We start from the raw sequence: 16020 nt of genomic DNA, 5'->3' as shown, positions 1-16020 counted from the left end.
GTTGATCTGCTTGTTGCTGCTGGCCGGGTGCCGGGCGGGCAACTGCGGCTGCCCCATGTACTAGGCGGCGGTGGGCACTCCGGTGTAAAACCTGGCGTAGCTTCGGCCGGGATTGATTTGTGCCGGCCTGTCTAACAGTATGCTGACGGCAAAATGGCTACGCCCGCCAGCGGTTTGCGGCCACTAGTTGGCGTAATCCGCTTACATTTGTCGACTTTTCCCGGTGGTGAGGCGTTCACCCAGTAAGCACGAAAAGACGAAGTCGAATCTAAAACTACAGCTGACTATGGCATTTGATATTGACCTGATCAAAAAAGTATACGAAGACCTGCCCGGTAAAGTCGCCGAGGCACGCAACAAACTGGGTAAGCCCCTGACCCTCACCGAGAAGATCCTTTATACCCACCTGCACCCCGAAAGCCCGCTGCAACAGTACGGCCGGGGCAGGGACTACGTCTTCTTCCAGCCCGATCGGGTCGCCATGCAGGACGCCACCGCACAGATGGCCCTGTTGCAGTTCATGATGGCCGGCCGCGATAAAGTAGCCGTGCCGTCCACCGTCCACTGCGACCACCTGATCCTGGCCGAGACCGGGGCCGACGAGGACCTGGCCCGCGCCAACGACCAGAACAAGGAGGTGTACGACTTCCTCTCCACCGTTTCGGATAAGTACGGTATCGGCTTCTGGAAGCCCGGCGCCGGTATCATCCACCAGATCGTACTCGAGAACTACGCCTTCCCCGGCGGTATGATGATCGGTACCGACAGCCACACCCCCAACGCCGGCGGCCTCGGAATGGTCGCCATCGGTGTCGGTGGTGCCGACGCCGTGGACGTCATGGCTGGTATGCCCTGGGAACTCAAAATGCCCAAGGTGATCGGCGTGAAGCTGACCGGCAAACTCAGCGGCTGGACGAGCCCCAAGGACGTTATCCTCAAGGTAGCCGGTATCCTTACCGTAAAGGGTGGTACCGGAGCCATTGTCGAGTACTTCGGCGAGGGCGCCCGCAGCATGAGCTGTACCGGTAAAGGCACCATCTGCAACATGGGTGCCGAGATCGGCGCCACCACCTCTACCTTCGGCTACGACGAAAGCATGAGCCGCTACCTGAAGGCCACCGACCGCGCCGACGTGGCCGCCCTGGCCGACCAGGTGGCCGAGCACCTTACCGGCGACGCCGAGGTGTACGCGAATCCCGAACAGTACTTCGACCGGGTGATCGAGATCGACCTGAGCACCCTGGAGCCCCACATCAACGGACCTTACACCCCGGACCGTGCCTTCCCCATCAGCGAGTTCGCCGCAGCCGTCGACAAGTTTGAGTTCCCCCCCGTCCTGGAAGTGGGCCTCATCGGCAGCTGTACCAACTCCAGCTATGAGGACCTCGACCGCGCCGCCAGCCTGGCCCGGCAGGCCAAGCAGAAAGGACTGAAGGTGAAATCTGAATTCACCGTAACCCCTGGCTCGGAGCAGATCCGCTTCACCGTACAGCGCGACGGCATCCTCGACGCCTTCGAGGAGATTGGCGGCGTAGTGCTGGCCAACGCTTGCGGACCGTGTATCGGTCAGTGGGCCCGCCACACCGACGACCCCAACCGCGCCAACTCGATCATCACCAGCTTCAACCGCAACTTCGCCAAGCGCAACGACGGTAACCCCCAGACCCGCGGCTTCGTAGCCAGTCCGGAGATCGTCACCGCCATGTCCATCAGCGGCAGCATGAAGTTCAACCCCCTCACCGATACCCTGACCAACGAGCAGGGCGAGGAGGTGCGGCTCGATCCGCCCACCGGCGTGGAGCTGCCCCCCAAGGGCTTCGCCGTGGAAGACGCCGGCTACCAGGAGCCCGCCGCAGACGGCAGCGGGATCGAGGTGAGCGTGGACCCCACCAGCGATCGCTTGCAACTGCTTGAGCCTTTCCAGCCCATCCGGCCGGAGCAGGTCCAGGACATGCGCGTGCTCATCAAGGCCAAGGGCAAGTGTACCACCGATCACATTTCCATGGCCGGCCCCTGGCTTACCTACCGCGGTCACCTGGAGAACATCAGCCAGAACTGCCTCATCGGCGCCATCAACGCCTACAATGAGAAGACGAACTCGGTGATCAACTTCGTGACCAACGACTACATGGCCGTGCCCGACAGCGCCACCACCTACCGCGACAACGGCATCGGCCAGATCGTGGTCGGGGAGGAAAACTACGGCGAAGGCTCCAGCCGTGAGCACGCCGCCATGGAACCCCGCTTCCTGGGCGTCCACGCCGTGCTGGTGAAGAGCTTCGCCCGCATCCACGAGACCAACCTGAAAAAGCAGGGTATGCTGGCCCTGACCTTCGTCAACCCCGACGATTACGAGAAGGTGCGCCAGGACGATAAGGTGAGCATCACCGACTTCGCCGCCATGGCCCCCAACCGTAACCTGACCGTAGTGCTGGAGCACGCCGATGGAACCAAAGATTCCTTCGAAGTGGCCCACACCTACAACCTGGCCCAGATCGACTGGGTACGGGCCGGCAGCGCGCTAAACAAGATCCGCGAGGAGCTGACCGCCTGATACCGGTCAGGCTGAAGAATGAAAGCCTCCGACGCGCATCAGGCGGGTCGGAGGCTTTTTTTCATTCGCGCATACCACTTTTGTACATATACTTGTTATAGGGGGAGGGAGCGGTTCATACACCCAGACTAAGGACAACACACCAGATTAAACCTCAGTTCCGACGGCCATCAATTGACGGCTGGCTCCAATTGCGTGTATATGAGTAAATTTTTACCCTTCCTTTTTCTTTTTGTGCTGGGCGTTTCCGCCTGCCAAAAGGATGAACCAGATAACTACACCATCACCGAGGCCGACTTTGTAGGCAGCTGGGGGATCCGTGAGTTCAGCGGCGACTTTCGTGTACAGGGTAACTTCTCCGGAAATCCCGTAGACGAAGAAGGCGTCAGCTCGATCTCCGAAAGCGACCTGATGATCTTTCTCGAAGACGATGGCCGCTGGACCTCCAGCGGAGATTACCTGATGACCGTGGAAACCTCCTCCGACCGCCAGCAAACCCGTGAAAGCGGCGTGGGCAGCGGCAAATGGAGCTTCCGCGACGGCAGCTTGCTGCTCTCCGGCCTCCGGAACCCCAACGGCAACGGCTACTTCACCGACCCCCAGCGTTTCCCGGTGCTGGACTTCGTTCGCCAGAAACAAATCAGCCTGACGACCGAAATGGACGTGACGGAGTCGGACGCCGACTACGGCATTAGCCTGCGCACGCAGGGTAACTTTGTGCTGCAGTTGGTGCGCTAACCTACTGTCGGATCGTCTCCGCCGTAAACCCGTTATTGAAGCGAAAGCCGTCGCGGTGGCTTACCCGCCACTCCCCGTCGGCGCTTAATTCGCCTTCCCAATCGCTCGCGGGATGGCTCCGGCTTACCTCCGGCAGCCTCACGCCCTCCGGGAAACAGCCGTAAGTCACCTGCATCAGCGTCGGCGTCAATCGGTCGGCGGCCGCCACGGTGTACAGGAAGCGATCGACCAAATGGGTATAGGGATTGACGAACAATCGGTAGCGGTCGCGCGCCAGACCCACGCCTTCCCCGAAGGTCATGTCCACCACCTCGTATGGAATCCCCTCGATCGTGCGGGTACCGACGTAGGTGTGCTCCACGCCCGGGTCGCGGAGCTTGTGCATCATCATTAGCCAGTAGTAGTTTGTCTTGCGGCGGAAGAGTGCCCGGCTCACTTCCGTGGGCTCCCGGGTGAGTTGTCCGTCCACGATCACGGTGGTCGTACGGCCGTTGTGGTACTGCTCCACGATTCGTCCGCTGTCGGTCCGCGTGCGTCCGTAGCTCACTTCCCCGTCGAAGATGTAACGCTCCAGGCTTTTCGTATCGCCGGAATGATAGAGGTACTCTACATCGTGAAGAGACTGCATCGCTTCCAGTCCTACTGCATTCATAACTTGCTCAATGAGTTCCGCCGCCCGCTGTCCGATTACTTGGGCGGGGACGCAGGTGCAAAGGAACAGGACAAAAAGCATGGTTTTCATGGCGGGGGCGGTTGCCGATGAAGTTAAGACTTTGATGGGAACCCCATTCGGCACGGTTACGGTTCCTCCGCCCGGCGCGGCTTTCAATACCTCCACCCGGTGGGTGGAGCAGGCGTATTCCTTGCAAACTATTGTGCAGGCCCACGCGGCGCGTGGGTCGTCCGGCCGGTGTCCACGCCCGGTAGCATTACCGGAGCCTCCACCCGCCGGGTGGAGCGGATGTATTTCGTTTTGAGTATCGTGCTGGCCCACGTGGCGCGTGGGTGGTCCGGCAGGTTTCCGGCTTGGTGGTTTTACCGGAGCCTCCACCCGCCGGGTGGAGCGATTTTACTTCCACCTGGTTAACGTGCTGGCCCACGTGGCGCGTGGGCTGTCCGGCTTGTGCCCACGCCCGGTAGTGTCATCGGAGCCTCCACCCGCCGGGTGGAGCGATTGTACTTCCACCTGGCTGACGTGCTGGCCCACGCGACATGTGGATGGTCCGTTAGGTTTCCACGCTTGGTGGTTTCACCGGAACCTCCACCCGCCGGGTGGAGCAGCGGTATTTCCGTCTTACTGTCGTGCTGCCCACGCGGCGCGTGGGCTGTCCGGCCGGTGCCTCCACCCGCCGGGTGGAGCGGGTATCGGTTAGGTCAGGCGTCAACAGTAAGCAGATAGTCTCCTACCTCAGCTTTCCACCAGCAAGCGCCCTGGCAGGATCATCTCGGTGCCGCTGCCGTCGGGTGGGGCGGCGGGGTCGAGTTCGAGGTCGACGAGGTGGTTGATCCAGCTGTCATCGGCTGCGAAGGAAACCTTGATGTAGTTATCGGTAAAGCCCTGAAGCAGTCCTTCTTCCTTGCCCTTTTCCAGCAGTACGGGGCGGGTCTGACCAAGGTGGCGCTCGTAAAAGGCGCGGCGTTTTTTGTCGCTCAGGATCTGCAGCATCCGGTTGCGGCGGCGGCGTTCGGCAAGGGGAACGGCCCCGTCCATTTCCGCGGCCGGGGTATTGGCCCGCTCACTGTAGGTGAAGACGTGCAGGTAGGTGACGTCCAGCTCCTGCACGAACCGGTAGGTCTCCAGGAAGTCCTCCTCCGTTTCCCCCGGAAAGCCGACAATCAAGTCGACGCCGATGCAGCAGTGGGGCATGACGCTGCGGATGTGCGCCACCCGCTCGGCGAAGAGTTCGCGACGGTAGCGGCGGCGCATTTGGGCCAGTTGCTTGTTGTTGCCGCTCTGCAGGGGCATGTGGAAGTGGGGGGCGAAGCGCTTGCTGTTGGCCACGAAGTCGATCACTTCGTCGGTGCACAGGTTGGGTTCGATGCTGGAGATGCGGAAGCGGTTGATGCCTTCCACCTCATCCAGGGCGCGGGCCAGGTCGACGAACAGCGCCTCCTTGCGGGGCCGCGTACCCTCGATCACCTGGGTGCCGTTGCCAAAGTCGCCGATGTTGACACCCGTCAGGACGATCTCCTTGACACCCCGGGCGGCAATGGCCTCGGCGTCGCCGACGATCTGCTCTACGGTGCTGCTGCGGCTGGCGCCCCGCGCCAGGGGAATGGTGCAAAAGGTACACTTGTAATCGCAGCCGTCCTGCACCTTGAGGAAGGAGCGCGTTCGGTCGCCGAAACTGAAACTGGAGACAAAGCTGTCGGCCTCCTTCACCTCGCCGGCCCGGACCATGCCCTTGCCGCTGCCCATCCCGATGCCGTCGATGAAATCGAGGATGCGGAACTTTTCCGCCGCCCCGAGTACCAAATCGACCCCCTCTATGTTGGCAATCTCCTCCGGTTTCAGTTGGGCGTAGCAGCCCACCACGACCACTTTTGCGTCGGGGTTCTTCTTCAGGGCCCGGCGGACAACGTTGCGGCACTTTCGGTCGGCGAACTCCGTCACCGAGCAGGTATTGATCACCACCACGTCGGCCCCCTCCGCAAACGGTACCTCACGATAGCCCACCCCCTCAAACTGCCGGCCGATGGCGGATGTCTCGCTGTAGTTGAGCTTGCAACCCAGGGTGTAAAAGGAAACGGTACCGATGGTGGACATGGGGGCAAAATTACGAAGGGAAGTCCATAAACACCGGATGACCGCCAGGTGTTTCACGTTAGCTCAATGCCCACCTTTCCATGCGTCAGTTTGTCGCAACCCTGTTTTTCGCCGCCCTCTTCCTCTTGGCCGGCTGCACGGGTGACCCCCGAGACCCCACCATCGGTAAGTCTGAAATGGCCAATTCCGCCGCCGATACGGTGCCCAACGCACCGCCGAAGTACGTGATCCGCAAGGCTACCTTTTACGGTATTACCCCGGGTCTCGAATTTACTGAGGTAAGCGACCGACTGGAAAAGGGGATGCTGGATACCCCGGACGGACCACTGCCCGTGTACTTCATCCGCGGCCGCAGCGGGGAACGACTGGGCTACGTGCTGCCCTCCGTGCGGGATTCCACCTTGGTGGGCGATATCCACATTACCACCGCTACGGCGGCCACCGAGGGCGATATCCGGGTCGGACACACCTTTGCCCGCCTGTGTATTGCGTATCCTAAAATCATGATCCGGGGCTCCGAAATTCCGGGGCGCACCTACGCCTATTCGACAAATAAGGCCTTCGGCTTGCGGGACTTCACTTCAACAGAGACGACCATCGACACCAGCGGGGTACCTCCGACCACGCGGATTAGTGAAATCGTGCTTATTGACCGCACCCCGGCCCCGCCCCTCGCTATTTAGGTTCATCACCGGCATCGGATACTTGTGAATTCCCGGAACCAGAATCGCGCCTTTCGGGTTGCACCCGAAAAGGAACTATGCAATTACAGGGAAAAGTAGCCATCATCACCGGCGCCAGCAGCGGCATCGGCGAAGCCACCGCGAAAAAACTCGCCGCCGACGGCGTCAAGGTCGTACTCGCCGCCCGCCGGGCCTCCCGTCTCAATGAGCTGAAAAAGGAAATTGAGAAGGCAGGAGGCGAGGCACTGGTGGTGGAAACCGACGTCACAAAACCCAAGGACGTAAAGCAACTCGTGGAGCAAACCAAGGCCGCCTTCGGCCCTTGCGACATCCTGGTCAACAATGCTGGAATCATGCCCCTCAGCTACATGAAGAACCTGCACGTGGACGAGTGGCTCAAGATGGTGGACGTTAACGTTAACGGCGTACTGCACTGTCTGGCCGAAACCCTCCCCGACATGGTGGAGCGCAAGCAGGGCCATATCGTAAACATCTCCAGCGTAGCTGGCCGGGAGGTCATGGTGGGCAGTGCCGTCTATTCCGCCACGAAGTTCGCCGTGCGAGCCCTCAGCGATGGTCTGCGGCAGGAACTCGCCCCCAAGCACGGGATACGCGTGACCTGCATCGAGCCCGGTGCGGTGGAAACCGAGCTGACCGAAACCATCACCGACGACGAATTGATGAACGACATCCAGGATTTTTTCAAGGACCTGAAGTTTCTCGCCAGCGAAGACATCGCCAACGCCATCCACTACGCCATCAGTCAGCCCGATAGCGTACACATCAACGAACTGCAGGTAAGGCCCACTTCGCAGGGGTAGGGGATGTTGCCTACTTTTGGGCCCCATGTATAAGGACAAGAAGGTAGTAGTAGTGATGCCGGCCTACAACGCCGCCCTCACCCTGGAACGGACCTACCGTGAGGTGCCCCGCGACCTGGTCGATGAGGTCATCCTCTGCGACGACGCCAGCGCCGACGAAACCTCTGCCCTGGCCCGACAGCTGGGCGTGGAGTACGTGATCACCCACCCCCGCAACCGCGGCTACGGCGGCAACCAGAAAAGCCTTTACCGCAAGGCCCTGGAGGTCGGTGCCGACATCGTGGTGATGCTGCATCCCGACTACCAGTACACCCCCAAACTCATCCCCACCATGTGCAACATCATCGGCGAGGGGATCTACCCGGTAGTCCTCGGCTCCCGCATCCTGGGCATGGGCGCGCTGCGCGGGGGGATGCCACTGTATAAGTACGTCGCCAACCGCTTCCTGACGGCCGTCCAGAACTTCCTGGTCAACTACAAGCTCAGCGAATACCACACCGGTTACCGCGCCTTCAGCCGGGAGGTGCTCGAGACCATTAATTTCGAAGCCAACGACGACGACTTCGTCTTCGACAACGAGATGCTCTCCCAGATCATCTACCACCGCTTCGACATTGCCGAAGTCACCTGTCCCACCAAGTACTTCGAAGAGGCCAGCAGCATCAACTTCCTGCGCAGCAGCAAGTACGGTCTGGGCGTCCTGCGCGTATCGATTGTCCATCGCCTCACCCGCTGGGGACTGGCCCAACCGGCGATCTACGCGGGGAGGAGCCCCGCGCAAACGGGTTGAGCGCTTTCAAGCGCGATTGGTGAGCGGCGATCATAAGAAAGTACGCGGTCACGAAACCCACCGTGATTTGGTCGATCCATTCCGCGATCTCCACCTCCGTGGTTAGGCTAAATCGGCCTGGAGGCCCTCCGCCCGGCCGTGCTAGCGGGTTGAGCGCTTTCAAGCGCGATACGAGCGAAGCGAGCTGTCTCGCAAAATTGTAAATGGTACATGACCAAATGGTAAATCGAAAGCCCCTCGGCGCACAGCGCCTCAACCTGCATGCGCAAACCGGGTCCAGTCCAAAACACCGTAATTTTGCCCAACCCGGGGAAGTGCACCCACCAGCGGGCAGGAGCAGCCAATTGTAAATACCAAATCAAACAATCGCAAATCCATCATGACGCCCATCCCCTTTTCCGGCATTCTCTTCGACCTCGACGGCACGCTGGTCGACAATATGATGGTCCACCACCGGGCCTGGCAGCGTAAGCTGGGGGAACTGGGGCTGGACTACACCATCGACCGCGTAAAGGAGGAGATTCACGGCGTCAACACGGAGATACTGGAGCGCCTCTTCGGTGACCGCTACACGCCGGAAGAGCGGCAGGCCATCTCGCGCGAGAAGGAATCGGCCTACCGCGAGATCTTCGCCCCGGAACTGGAGGCCAATACGGTAGGCGGGGCCCTCGAATTCATCCAGCAGGCCTACGCCCAGGACGTACCCATGGCAGTCGGTACGGCCGGTCCGGAAGAGAATGCCTTCTTCGTCATCGACGCCCTGAAAATCCGCTCGCTGTTCGGCCACGTGGTGCATTCCGGGATGGTCAAAAGCGGCAAGCCCGATCCGGAGGTATTCCGGCAGGCCGCCGAGGGCATCGGGGTGCCGCTGAACGAGTGCCTCATCTTCGAGGACAGCGTGACCGGCGCACGGGCCGCCAACAACGCGGGTTGCCCCGTGGTGGTGCTCACGACCACCCACGCGCGGGAGGAGTTCGAAGGACTGGAAGTGGCCGCATTCCGCGAGGATTTCCGTGGCCTGATCATTGAGCGGCAGCCCGAAGGGGGATTCCTGCTGGCCCAGTAGCCGCGGCCGCGGGTGCTGTAGTACTGCCGCAATTGCCGTGTGGAGTTGGTTCCCAGCCAATGGCGGTACCCGCTTTTACGGCTTTCCCCGTGTTACCTTGCACCGGCGCGCCGCCGCCCTACCGACAACTATGCAGAACCGCTGGCAGCCCCTCTTCCGGTCTTTCGAAGCCTACCTGAAGCTCACCCGCGGCTACAGCGAACACACGCTCACGGCCTACCGCAGCGACCTGGAGAAGCTGCCCGCCTACCTCGACCTGCGCGGCTGGAACATCGGCGTGGGGGAGATCGAATGCCTGCACCTCGACGGCTTCCTGCAGCAACTGGCGGAACTTGGACTGGCCGCCCGCTCCCAGGCCCGGCTGGTTTCGGCGCTCAAGACCTTTTTCGCCTTTCTGGTGGACGAGCGGGTGATCGACCGCGACCCCACCGAACTGCTGCGGGCCCCGAAACTCGGAAGGAAAATCCCCGAAGTCCTCACTTACCCAGAGATACGGGCACTGCTCGGGGCCATCGACCTGAGCACCGACCACGGAATGCGCGACCGTGCCCTGCTGGAAACGCTTTACGCCTGCGGACTGCGGGTGAGCGAAGCGACCGGGCTACGCCTCTCGGATCTGTACCTGGAACAGGAATTTGTGCGGGTAACGGGCAAGGGGAATAAGGAGCGACTGGTACCAATCGGGCCTACGGCGGTCAAGCACCTGGAAATCTATTTGCGGCACGTTCGGGAGGCCCTGCCGGTCATTCGGGACAAGAACATCGTTTTCCTGAACCGTCGGGGCGGGGCGCTGAGCCGGGTGTCGGTCTTCACGGCGGTAAAAAAATATGCGGCGGAGGCGGGGATCGACAAGCGGGTAAGCCCCCATACCTTCCGGCATTCCTTCGCTACCCACCTGATCGAGGGGGGCGCGGACCTGCGGGCGGTGCAGGAATTACTTGGTCATGAGTCGATCCTCACCACGGAAATCTATACCCATCTGGATACGGATTTTCTGCGGGAGACGATACTGTCGTTCCATCCGGCTAACCGGAATTAAAGAAGCTGGGCCAGGCTGGGCAGGAAGAAAAGGGCCAGGAACACCAGCGAAAGGAAGACGAGAAAGAGGACGCGGGCAAGGTCGCCGCGCACGGCTACTGACTGTTTCATGGGGTTTCAATTGGGGGTAATGATCACAAAGATGTACCTACGTTAAAACCCCGGTTTTGGATCGGAAGTTTGGTCGCCATGGACAGTAGGGCGGGTATAGTGATAGCGGGTGTGTAACGCAAGGGTGCGACGGCGGCATAAAGGGCCGCAACATCAGAACACACAACGCCATGAAGTACCGCATCATTTTCTGCTTGCTTTTATTAGGATTGTTAACAACTACTGCTACCGGGCAGTCGGCCCTCACCTACGCCGCCGTGGACCACGGCAACCCCGGTGTGCTAGCGGCGCCGGTCCAGGACAACACCGCGTTCAGTCTCACCATGCACGTAACCGAGCAAAAGCGCAACAAGACGGAAGAATCTAACGTACACCTCGGCATGACCGGCGATAAAGTGGCCATGCGGATGGAGGATACGGGAGAGGGCATGGTGCGGATGATCTTCGACGGTGCCGATGGGAAAACGACCATGATCACCACCGATAAAAAAGGTGAAACCCAGGCCGTGCGGATAAAAATTCCCAAGCTGGGTAACCTCTTCGCCAAGTCCGTCGACGAAACCACCGACCACCTGCGCATCGAAAGGACGGGCGAGCGCCGCACCATCGACGGCTACGACTGCGAACTCGTGATCGTCGAGAACACCAAGGACAATACCACTACCCGCTCGTGGATCACCAAAGACATCGGTCTGAATACCCAGGAAGTATTCGGGAGTTTCTCCCGCGTGATGGGTGGCCCGGGGTCCAAAAAGATGGCGCTGCCCCCCGGCCTGGAAGACCTGTCCGAAGGATTTCCCATCCAATCCACCACCGTGGACGGCAAAACTACCTACGAAACCCGCTTCACCGACATCAAGACCGGCAACAACATCGATCACTCTCTCTTCAAGACCGACGGTCTGGAGATTAGGGAAATGGGTTTTTAGTACTTCCCTGAGCCCCGGGCCGCAAGTCAGGTAATACACCACCACGATCCCGCAGGCGGAGATCGACCACCCACCCGTGCCCGGTAAGGAACGAACGTGAACCGGAAGGAGTAAAACCGCAGGCCCCGATAGGAGTTAATAGAGGAACCCGGCACCCTCCGCCACGAAGCCCTGAAGGAATAACTCCCAAAAGGACTTAAGTACCCAACCCCGAAATCCCCCCCAATGACCTCCCCCCCTCCCACCAACATTCAAATGGTCGACCTCAAGACCCAGTACGAAGCGATGCAGGAGGAGGTGGACCGGGCGGTGTTGGAAGTGATCCGTAGCGGGGCGTTCATCAACGGGCCGGCGGTGCAGGAGTTTCGGACCGGACTGGAAGAGTACCTCGGGTGCAAACACGTGATCCCCTGCGCCAACGGAACGGATGCCCTGCAGATCGCCCTGATGGCACTCGGACTCAAACCCGGAGATGAGGTGATCGTACCGGCCTTTACTTACGTAGCCTCCGCTGAAGTGATCGCCTTGTTGGGACTTAGCCCAGTCATGGTGGACGTGGACCCCTTCACTTACAACGTGACTGCGGAACTCATCGAGCCGGCCATCACCCCCCGGACGCGCGCGATCATTCCGGTGCACCTCTTCGGTCAAAGCTGCGACATGGAGCCCATCCGTAGCTTGGCAGAAATGCACGACCTGCGCATCGTGGAGGACAACGCGCAAGCCATCGGGGCGGCCTATACCTTCTCCGACGGCCGGGTAGGGCGCACCGGTACTTTGGGCGATATTGGTTGTACCAGCTTTTACCCCAGCAAGAACCTGGGCGCATACGGCGACGGCGGGGCCCTGAATACCGACGACGATGATCTCGCCGCCCGCCTGCGGACTGTGGCCAACCACGGACAGAATCGTCGCTACTACCACGATGTAGTAGGTTGCAACAGTCGATTGGACTCGGTGCAGGCCGCCATCCTCAACTGCAAATTGCCGCGCCTTGACGACTACAACGCCCGCCGTCAGGAGGCCGCCCGCTATTACGACCGGCAGCTCGCCGGAATCAAGGGTCTGCTCCCTCCGGCCCGCCTGCCCAACAGCACCCATGTCTACCACCAGTATACCCTGCGCGTCACCAATGGGCAACGCGACGCCCTGCAACAACACCTTCAGGAAGCCGGTATCCCCAGCATGATCTATTACCCGGTGCCTCTCTACGACCAGGGTGCCTTCCGCGGGACCGCCGCCAATAAGATCGATTTCCTGCCCGTAACGGATACCCTCTGCAAGGAGGTCATCTCTCTGCCGATGCACAGCGAAATGGACGAATCTATTCTGGCTTACATCACCGAGCGGGTGCAAGATTTCTTCAACTGAGCCGTTTTCGCATTTACAAAAAGGGGCGGATTCTGGAAGCGTTAAAACAAACAAAAAGTTTTAAAACAGCAACTATTTGGGGGTGCGGGGTGTTTTCTTTTTGCAACAGCAAGCTGAAAATCATTCGATTATGGCACTTCCCATCGTAATGCAAAAGGTCAACTCCCAGATGCTCTCGGAGATGGGGTATTTGCGGGCCGCCAACACCCTTTTCGTCAAGTTCCGCAACAACGGGGCGGTCTACGCCTACTTCGGCGTGCCCTCCGAGCACTGGCAGCGCCTGCGCGCGGTAGCCAGCATCGGACGCTACATGCAGCGTCACATCTTCAAGAAGTACGCCGCCGCCCGCATCTCGGAAGGGGAGAAGTCTACCTCCTCCGCTACCGCCGCCGAGGCGGCCTAATCGCGCACGGCCACCCCGATCATGGAATCGGCCGTACCGTAGTACAGGTACCATTTGCCCTTGAAATAGACCAGCCCCTCGATGAAGGTCGTGCCCGAGGCGTATTGCCCGCTGACCTCGTGGGGCAGGGACGGGCAGATAAAGGGCTCATCCATCCGGTCCAGCAGCACGGTCGGATCCTCCGCACTGAAGAGGGCCTGTCCGCCGCAGTAGGCCCCCGGGCCCATGGCCATGGAGCGGAGTGAATCCACCTCCTCGTTCTTTCCGTTGTAGAGCACCAGAATGCCCGCGTCGGTGAGCAGGGCGGGTGGACCGGGTTCGCTCAGGCCGCTGTCGAAGGTGCCGCGCCGCCGCGGCAGGGGGTCGTAGAGGGTGCTGTCGGGGTTCAGCACGGGCGTCCAGTCGAGCAGGTCGTCGCTGTAGGCCAGTCCCACGACCGCGTCACCCCAGTACATCCAGTACTTTCCGTTGATGGATACGGCCTCCAGTTGACCTTCATCGTTCAGTTCGCAGACCACCGACCCGGATTTGGACCAGGTGTCGTGAAACTTGCCCCCGTAGGCTTCCTGGAATACCGGTCCGTGTTTCGTCCAGTTGACCAGGTCGGTGGAGGTGGCCGAGCACAGACGAGCCACGTCCTGGTTCCAGCCGGTATAGAGCATGAGGTAGCGGCCGTCTTCCAGGGCCACTACGCGGGGGTCTTCGCAGCCACCCGGCTCTTCGAATTCCCGGTTGTTATCGGGGGCGGGGTAGAGCACGGGTTCCGGCCGGCGGGTGAAGTTTATGCCGTCGGCACTTGCAGCCAGGCCGATACGACTGGTGCGCCGCCCGAGGATGGCGCGGGGGTTGTCTTCGGCCCGGAAAAAGAGGTAAACGCTGTCGCCTCGCACCACAGCCCCCGGATTGAATACGTCGGCTCGCTGCCATTTGACCGATTTCCCGGTCAGGGGATCAGTGAACCGGTAGTTGCTGTCGGCCCGCATGATCGGATTGGTGGCGGGCTTCTCAAAGCCCGTAAGCCAGGGAGAGTCCCCGGCTCCGGTAGCTTCTGAAGTGGGTAGGGGCGCGGTTTGCCGGCAACCGGTTGCGGTCAGGATCGCCGTTGCCAGCAGGTAGATTATTATTCGCATAAGGGTAGAAGGTAGCCTTTTTGAGTATGCCGTTAACCGGCTTTAACTTTTCGCGGCCAAACCGGTGGGGGGCTAACCGTGTACTAATGTGTAATTTACACCCGCATTCGCCGCCCCGCGAACTGGTGTTTCAGTGCGCGCTTTTGCGTGGCACGCTTCTTTTGCCTGATAGACTATGAACAAACTACACAACCTCCGCCAGCTATTGGTAGCCGGCGCCCTCCTGCTTCCTTTTCTCGTGTCCGCCCAGAGTGGGTCCTGCCAGACGGTGATTAACCGCGTCGGGACCAATGACTTTATTTTGGGTGGTGAGGCCGGCACCTCGGAAACACAACTCGCGGTGTACCCTCTGACTGGGAACGAGATAACTTCATTCAGCGGAGTTTTGCAGTCGACTGATCCAGCTACAAAAAATTTCCGCGCCAATACAGCGGGAAGCCCCGAGGCTCCGGAGTCCTGTGTTGCTACCAATACGAACGTCAAATACGATCTGTACACCTTCCAACCCGATCGGAGCGGAACAGTGAGCCTCAATAAGTCCAATCCTTCGAATATAAACACTACATTTTCTGTATTTCGGGGCACGACCATAGTTGATGCCAATTGCGATAACTGGGTTGCATCGAGTGCCACAGTTGATGGTAGGAGCCGGCCCGGTATCACCTTTGAAGTGACCGGCGGTCAGAAGTATTTTATTTTCGTGGGGATCCAAAATAGTCTCATTCCAGGATCGGGCCAGAATTATACGCTTTCTATGGATCCGGCCGATCCCATACTCTATCAGGGCACCCCCCTCGCCACCAATCACGCCTATACGTTTTTGGCGACTGATTTCGGTACGGAGAACATTGTTGCCCAGTCCCCCGCCGCTGATTTTCGCACCTTGAACGCCGGGGAATACCAGGTGTACGGCGTCGACTACAATACCACTACCGTTACCCCCTCCACTTTTGTGGGCAACACGCTCACCGGGATCAAAACCAGCGGAGGAAGCCCGACCTGCCTGCGGGTCAGCGAAAACAATCAATTCTTCGTAGTATCCGACGCCCCAGCCCCGGTAGACTGGCTAGACTTCCGCGCCGTCACTAAGGCAACGGGCGTGGAACTCCACTGGGAGGTGGCTTCCGAAACGGAGAACGACTACTTCCGCGTGGAGCGCTCTATCGACGGCACCAACTGGGAAGCCCTGGACGAAGTGGCCGGCAACGGCACGCGTAACCTCTACGCCGCCTTCTCTTCGCTGGACCGCACACCCGTCCCGGGCAGCAATTTTTACCGGGTGGCGCAGGTAGACTTCGACGGCACCGTTAACTACTCCGCCGTAGTCACCGCTACCTGGGAAGCTCCGGCAACCGGACTGTCCACCTTCCCCAATCCGTTCACCAACCGCCTTACGGTGCGCAGCAACGCCGAACTGCCCGGCCAGCCCCGCATTTTCGACCTGCAGGGCCGCGACGTGAGCCAGCAACTGAACATCACCGTCCAGGGGCAGCAGGCCATTCTGGAAGTAGAGTCACTGCCGGTAGGGGTCTATGTAGTGCACTGGGGGGATGAGCAACTGAGGGTGGTGAAGAATTAATCCAATGTTAACTTAATGTAAACTCAGGGTAAACTAAAGT

General features: G+C 60.1%; 14 protein-coding genes. 11 read left to right on the top strand and 3 right to left on the bottom strand.

From position 1 onward, the window contains the following. Positions 1-286 precede the first annotated feature (286 nt). The gene (locus tag E4021_RS17155) at positions 287-2554 is read left to right on the top strand and encodes an aconitate hydratase (protein ID WP_136460623.1); all 2268 of its coding nucleotides are present in this window, start codon (positions 287-289) and stop codon (positions 2552-2554) included. Between the two features lie 201 nt (positions 2555-2755). Continuing rightward, positions 2756-3292: a hypothetical protein gene (locus E4021_RS17150; RefSeq protein WP_136460621.1), complete on the top strand. Its 537-nt coding sequence runs from the start codon at positions 2756-2758 to the stop codon at positions 3290-3292. A 1-nt stretch (position 3293) separates the two neighbouring features. On the opposite strand, the gene E4021_RS17145 is transcribed toward E4021_RS17150, so the two are convergent. Together E4021_RS17145 and mtaB are read right to left on the bottom strand one after the other, a co-directional pair. Continuing rightward, complete coding sequence (locus E4021_RS17145) at positions 3294-4034, bottom strand: DUF6503 family protein (RefSeq protein ID WP_136460619.1); 741 nt, start codon at positions 4032-4034, stop codon at positions 3294-3296. A gap of 666 nt (positions 4035-4700) precedes the next feature. Next, on the bottom strand, positions 4701-6059 hold the full coding sequence (gene mtaB, locus E4021_RS17140) for a tRNA (N(6)-L-threonylcarbamoyladenosine(37)-C(2))-methylthiotransferase MtaB (RefSeq protein WP_136460618.1): 1359 nt from the start codon (positions 6057-6059) through the stop codon (positions 4701-4703). Positions 6060-6139: 80 nt separating this feature from the next. Here mtaB and E4021_RS17135 point away from each other — a divergent pair, with 80 nt between their 5' ends. From E4021_RS17135 to E4021_RS17100, 8 genes are all read left to right on the top strand, one after another. Then, positions 6140-6742: a hypothetical protein gene (locus E4021_RS17135; protein ID WP_136460616.1), complete on the top strand. Its 603-nt coding sequence runs from the start codon at positions 6140-6142 to the stop codon at positions 6740-6742. Between the two features lie 77 nt (positions 6743-6819). Continuing rightward, positions 6820-7563: an SDR family oxidoreductase gene (locus E4021_RS17130; protein WP_136460614.1), complete on the top strand. Its 744-nt coding sequence runs from the start codon at positions 6820-6822 to the stop codon at positions 7561-7563. Positions 7564-7588: 25 nt separating this feature from the next. Beyond that, on the top strand, positions 7589-8353 hold the full coding sequence (locus E4021_RS17125; protein WP_136460612.1) for a glycosyltransferase family 2 protein: 765 nt from the start codon (positions 7589-7591) through the stop codon (positions 8351-8353). A 379-nt stretch (positions 8354-8732) separates the two neighbouring features. After that, positions 8733-9419, top strand: coding sequence for an HAD family hydrolase (locus E4021_RS17120; RefSeq protein WP_136460610.1), 687 nt, complete (start codon positions 8733-8735; stop codon positions 9417-9419). Positions 9420-9549: 130 nt separating this feature from the next. Continuing rightward, on the top strand, positions 9550-10458 hold the full coding sequence (gene xerD / locus E4021_RS17115) for a site-specific tyrosine recombinase XerD (RefSeq protein WP_136460608.1): 909 nt from the start codon (positions 9550-9552) through the stop codon (positions 10456-10458). A gap of 280 nt (positions 10459-10738) precedes the next feature. Then, positions 10739-11497, top strand: a complete 759-nt coding sequence (locus tag E4021_RS17110; RefSeq protein ID WP_136460607.1) for a DUF4412 domain-containing protein — start codon at positions 10739-10741, stop codon at positions 11495-11497. A 225-nt stretch (positions 11498-11722) separates the two neighbouring features. Further along, positions 11723-12868, top strand: a complete 1146-nt coding sequence (locus E4021_RS17105; protein WP_136460606.1) for a DegT/DnrJ/EryC1/StrS family aminotransferase — start codon at positions 11723-11725, stop codon at positions 12866-12868. Positions 12869-12998: 130 nt separating this feature from the next. Then, complete coding sequence (locus E4021_RS17100) at positions 12999-13271, top strand: KTSC domain-containing protein (protein ID WP_136460605.1); 273 nt, start codon at positions 12999-13001, stop codon at positions 13269-13271. On the opposite strand, the gene E4021_RS17095 is transcribed toward E4021_RS17100, so the two are convergent. Beyond that, positions 13268-14401 (bottom strand): glycoside hydrolase family 130 protein, encoded by a 1134-nt coding sequence (locus E4021_RS17095; RefSeq protein WP_136460604.1) that lies wholly within the window; start codon positions 14399-14401, stop codon positions 13268-13270. The two genes, E4021_RS17100 and E4021_RS17095, sit on opposite strands and share 4 nt — an antisense overlap. A gap of 754 nt (positions 14402-15155) precedes the next feature. On the opposite strand from E4021_RS17095, the gene E4021_RS18210 reads away from it, so the two are divergent. Beyond that, positions 15156-15980 (top strand): T9SS type A sorting domain-containing protein, encoded by an 825-nt coding sequence (locus E4021_RS18210; protein WP_168797669.1) that lies wholly within the window; start codon positions 15156-15158, stop codon positions 15978-15980. The last annotated feature ends 40 nt before the right edge of the window (positions 15981-16020 follow it).

This window comes from Neolewinella litorea (genome assembly GCF_004803465.1).
GTDB lineage: Bacteria > Bacteroidota > Bacteroidia > Chitinophagales > Saprospiraceae > Neolewinella > Neolewinella litorea.
This window is presented reverse-complemented; position numbering and strand designations above follow the sequence as displayed.